Consider the following 4,427-nt stretch of genomic DNA (forward strand, 5'->3'; position numbering starts at 1 on the left):
TTCCGTCGAGCCATCCTATTCTATTGTGGCAACCTTGATATGTCGTTCTAAACTATTCCACCAACTTTGGCGAAGACCCAATTTGTTTAAGTATGCTAATTCCGAAACTATACTGTTCTTCATAGCTGTTTGTACTTAACCACTGTCGCACAGTTAAACCACCTGTAAAGTAATCCATTGAAGAGTAGTATCCCGAGATTTTCGCATGAATACTACCTGCACCGTGCGGTATTTTGACAATGTTGCCAGTGTTGTGGATTGCTTTGTTACCGAATGTAGCAAGGTTGCTGGGATTCTGCTCGACGATGTGATGCCAGCCAGACCCTTCGTTGCCGGGGCAACAGCTGACGTCGTAACGCCGGCAGTGCCGAGGCGTGTTAGCGTGCTTGCGACTCCGGCTCCACTGGCCGTGGTTACCACGGTGGAAACAATCGTACTTGCCGGCGCTGCATATTCAGGGCTTACACCAACTGCTTCAAGTCCCGCCTGTGTGCCTTGTTCAAGAAGTGTTTGCTGCGGGACACCATACCACATTTCTTGCAAACCAGAGGCAACCATGTCCGACCCAAGCTACTCCAAAATAGGAAGGTGACGCTGCCCATTCTCCGCTTGCGGGTACAGCCCCCGTGCGTTCCTACTACTGTAGCTGCGTCGTCAATAACCCATGCGACGCTTTCGCGAGCTTCATCGGCAATATCGACCGTAGCGACATTAGACGATTCAGAGAGACTTCTCTCCGTACAATGATAGACGTACCGCTTCTGACAGTGGTCAAATCGGAGAAATCGGCAGTGTGCTATTCTGGTTTCTTGCGAAGTCCCCAGTCCCACTCTTCAGTCGGAAGCCCTGTCTCAATGATAGCCAACAGCCCTACAAAGGTAGGCATCCCATAGGCTGATAGCTTCTTTTGATCCGCAGATAACGTTCGTACGAATGTGCGCTTCAATGTCCGCGTGTCAATTATGTGCCAACCTCGTAAACCTTCTGGGCCAAATTGAGCGTCTCGCATAAAATCCGGTCTTTTCAAATGATCCCGAACGATATTACCTGCCCGCACCGCGTACTTCATCCTTACGAGAGGTCCTGGTGGTAATTGTAGATAGCACAGCTCTCTGGTATCGACAAGGGCCTCGAAATCCGATGGACGTTGCGGAAACACTCCAGGGAGAACCCGAACAAAATCGAAACCTTCATCATTACCTCTGGCAGCGACGTGAAGATAGGCAAATCCCTTACGGGTAGAGACCTCAAGAATTTCACCGATTGGTATAAGTTTCATTTTTCGAAGTATCCTATGGATTCAAGAATCTGGTAGCCACGCCTAACGCTTGCATCGTAAGCAGGATTACCCGTTGCAATACTATTGATTTTATTCACTAGTGAACCACCATTTTTCATAAGACCATGGTGTAGGATAAGCGCTTGCTCTACGGCTTTGGCTTAATACTTAGTGAGGCCGCCAACCAGAACCTGCATCCCGTCAAGTCCCTTTTCCCTAAGGTGTTTTGCACCTCTTCTGATCGGGTCGATTGAGATCCCAACATAACGAGTGACTCCATCGACAACGTACCTATAGACTGATGTAGTAGCGGGGATAGCTTGTGGGGCACGTGTGGCGGCCGCCGTCGCCAGTGCTCCAAGTGTGCCTTCTGTGGCTGCTGGGGACGACTGCAATATAAGTGCGCCGCCTGCTGCTGCACCGCCAGCACCGCCTGCACCGATGAAGGGGGCTGCCGCACCAGCTGTGGCGGCAATCGCTGCAATTCCGATGCCTCCCCAAATGATACGATTCATCCAAAGGTCCAGTTCATCGCTCATTCGCTGCGCCTGGGCTTGGGCTTCAGCAACAATTGCATCCTGACGCTTACGATCGTTAGTGAAGATCGGAATCAAAGTCGTCCACGTCCTCGTCGTCTGATCGTACGACATCATGACCGGAGTTTGACCACCGTCGACGTCGGACAGTCTCGTTACAACTCCCAGTTCGCCGCTTTCAAGAGGTATAACTGTACGCCAGGGGTACTTCTCTGTGTTGTATAGATCGTCAGCCGTGAATCGATCAGTTACCTCAATCCCACTAGAGCCATACACGAATGAGTTATTTCTATCGGACTTTACCTTGTCATAGGGGAGTCCTGCTTCGTCGAATCCTACAGGTTTCGTATATGGCTTTGGACCGGGCTTTGTGCCAGGCTTGGTCTGCGTCGCTACAACACCCTGTGGACTAGCGGGCGTCTGCGGAGTAGGATTTCCAGCTACAATGCCATCATCCACGGTTGTCGTACTACCAGCACCCGGATCATCACCTCCAGGCTGGTTGGATCCGTTGCCGCCATTGCCCATGGTTGACTGGGTTGTTTTTGGATCGTCTCCATCACCCGCATCCAACCCCCACGGGTCCGTCAGCATGGCCGGGTTGCCGGCAAGGCCCAGGTAGGTTCTCTCCCACGGCTGGTGGATGGGGTTGTGGCCTGGTCACTGCCCAGGTTGTCCGTCAGGGGGTAGCATTTCGTCCACACCGTTCGCGTATACACCGGACCCTCTTCCTGCTCGCCGGTCTGCCGGCTGACGCCCACAAAGCCCAAACCGTATACCGACCATTCCATCGGTACCGTTTCATTGGAGGGGGCCTGGCCACCACGCTTGGTCACGGCGGCATCGCCGCCGCTGCCACCAGGGATGCGGTAGATCGTCGAATCGATGCCGGCATTGTCCACGCGGATGCGGACGACACGGTGAGTAGGTATGGTTTATCGGTCCAGTGACAGGTTATAAAATGGTGTCAGGCTGCATGTTTTTGGAATGCAGTGATAGGTGGTCGATAGTTGTGTCTGCTGTGTGGTCGTTCGGTATTGTACATGTTCAGCCACATGGTGGAGATCGCTTGTGCCTCAGCGAGTGACATGAAGATCTCCGCGTTGAGGACTTCCCGTCGGTACGTTCCCACGAAGCTCTCCGCAAAGCCATTCTGCCATGGTTTGCCAGGGTGAATGGTTGCCAGTGTGATATGGTGTCGTTTGGCCCACTGTTGTACGATGGTGGCAATGAACTGGCCTCCGTTGTCCGAACGAATGTACTTCGGCGTACCATGCTGGGCAACCAGCTCGTTAAGGACTGCCTCGACATCCGAGCCCTTGAATGATCGTCGTAGGGTGATGCTGAGGCCAAACGACGTGGCTTCATCCTTGACCAACAGTGCCATCATCTTCTGGCCTGTCATCAGTCGATCCTCGGCAAAGTCCATGCACCAGACCTCATGGGGTTGTATTGCCGTTGGATTGATCCGTATGCCTCGCCGGATCTTGCGCGATCGCTTTCGCCACTGTGCTGCGTAGCCGCTTTGCCGATAGACGCGGTACACCGTGCATGCCGAATAATCATACCCCTGCTCCCGCATCCAACCATACACCAGACGCTTTCCCCATGTGGGATGCTGTGTCACTACGTCATGGATGATTCTCCTGACCGGGGCGTCCTTGATCGGCTGTCGGAGCCGATAGGTCACCATCGAACGGGATACTCCTAGCAAGGCCGTTGCCCTGCGTTGTCCAAGTCCTCGACGAACGGCGTACATGACGGCCTGGACTCGCTGCCGTACGCCTACCATTTTTTTGATGCGATCTCCTTCATCACTTCGATCTCAAGATCACGCTCGGCTACCAGCTTCTTCAAACGAGCGTTCTCCTGCATGATCCGCTTAAGCTCCGAGACCTGACTCGGACCCATATCGCCGTACTTCTTACGCCACAAATAGATCGTGTGTGACGATACCTTATGCTTCTTCGCAGTGGCTGCTACCCCATGCGCATGGGATTCGCGAACGATACCTACGATCTGTTCATCGCTGAATTGACTCTTCCGCATCAGTGCTCCTTTGAGACATCTGTCTCAAATTAAGACCGGACCGATTTATTTAACCCACTCCATTATTCATTCCCTAGGATCAAGGTCATTGTTCAACATTTCGTTTGTGATGGGAATATACTTGTTGCTGTGTTCGCAATCCGAGGTTTTTTCGTCGTCTGTTGTTCGGGCGATCCTCAACCCGTTGGAATTATTCGTCCGCAACACTCCCCAGGAGCCTCGAATTTAGAATGTATTGTCGTATAAGTCCGTTGGTATTCTCGTTCGTGCCACGTTGCCACGCTGAATATGGATCGGCGAAGGAGACCCTTGCTTGAAGAATTCGTTCAATTTCCCAGTCTCCTGCGAACTCCTTGCCATTGTCCATCGTGATTGTTCTGACACACGTTGCTTTATGTCTCAGGATCTTTCCGAACGCTTCCGTCACTGACTGAGCAGTCCTCTGCTTTACCCGCAGAATTCGCACCTAGCCTGTCTTTCGCTCAACGAGGGTTCCAGTGCCCACCGGTGATGCTTGCCTATCATCGTGCCTGCTTCCCTATCGCGCATTGCTGGCGTAGGTC

The 4,427-nt window shown here is 52.7% G+C and carries 6 protein-coding genes; all 6 read right to left on the bottom strand.

Annotated features, from left to right (window positions below; all coding sequences use genetic code 11):
• Window positions 1-153 precede the first annotated feature (153 nt).
• The 6 genes from ACLNEE_RS16500 to ACLNEE_RS16525 all read right to left on the bottom strand — a co-directional run bounded on the left by ACLNEE_RS16500 (window position 154) and on the right by ACLNEE_RS16525 (window position 4,330).
• Window positions 154-558: a hypothetical protein gene (locus tag ACLNEE_RS16500; protein WP_412007410.1), complete on the bottom strand. Its 405-nt coding sequence runs from the start codon at window positions 556-558 to the stop codon at window positions 154-156.
• A 238-nt stretch (window positions 559-796) separates the two neighbouring features.
• Window positions 797-1,279 carry a hypothetical protein gene (locus ACLNEE_RS16505; RefSeq protein WP_412007411.1) on the bottom strand — a complete coding sequence of 161 codons (483 nt, stop codon included), beginning with the start codon at window positions 1,277-1,279 and terminating at the stop codon, window positions 797-799.
• A 161-nt stretch (window positions 1,280-1,440) separates the two neighbouring features.
• Window positions 1,441-2,409, bottom strand: a complete 969-nt coding sequence (locus ACLNEE_RS16510) for a hypothetical protein (RefSeq protein WP_412007412.1) — start codon at window positions 2,407-2,409, stop codon at window positions 1,441-1,443.
• A 373-nt stretch (window positions 2,410-2,782) separates the two neighbouring features.
• Window positions 2,783-3,607 carry an IS3 family transposase gene (locus tag ACLNEE_RS16515; protein ID WP_412007413.1) on the bottom strand — a complete coding sequence of 275 codons (825 nt, stop codon included), beginning with the start codon at window positions 3,605-3,607 and terminating at the stop codon, window positions 2,783-2,785.
• On the bottom strand, window positions 3,601-3,864 hold the full coding sequence (locus ACLNEE_RS16520; RefSeq protein ID WP_411424689.1) for a transposase: 264 nt from the start codon (window positions 3,862-3,864) through the stop codon (window positions 3,601-3,603). Before ACLNEE_RS16520 ends, ACLNEE_RS16515 begins: the two co-directional genes overlap by 7 nt.
• A 190-nt stretch (window positions 3,865-4,054) precedes the next feature.
• The gene (locus tag ACLNEE_RS16525) at window positions 4,055-4,330 is read right to left on the bottom strand and encodes an IS30 family transposase (RefSeq protein ID WP_412007414.1); all 276 of its coding nucleotides are present in this window, start codon (window positions 4,328-4,330) and stop codon (window positions 4,055-4,057) included.
• Window positions 4,331-4,427 lie beyond the last annotated feature (97 nt).

The sequence above is a fragment of the Aphanothece stagnina RSMan2012 genome, assembly GCF_046764815.1.
In the GTDB taxonomy this organism is placed as follows: domain Bacteria; phylum Cyanobacteriota; class Cyanobacteriia; order PCC-6307; family Cyanobiaceae; genus NIES-981.

Coding starts and splice junctions, on each gene's coding strand:
- ACLNEE_RS16500 (WP_412007410.1), bottom strand. CDS start 558: ATGGTTGCCTCTGGTTTGCAAGAAATGTGGTATGGTGTCCCGCAGCAA.
- ACLNEE_RS16505 (WP_412007411.1), bottom strand. CDS start 1,279: ATGAAACTTATACCAATCGGTGAAATTCTTGAGGTCTCTACCCGTAAG.
- ACLNEE_RS16510 (WP_412007412.1), bottom strand. CDS start 2,409: ATGCTGACGGACCCGTGGGGGTTGGATGCGGGTGATGGAGACGATCCA.
- ACLNEE_RS16515 (WP_412007413.1), bottom strand. CDS start 3,607: ATGGTAGGCGTACGGCAGCGAGTCCAGGCCGTCATGTACGCCGTTCGT.
- ACLNEE_RS16520 (WP_411424689.1), bottom strand. CDS start 3,864: ATGCGGAAGAGTCAATTCAGCGATGAACAGATCGTAGGTATCGTTCGC.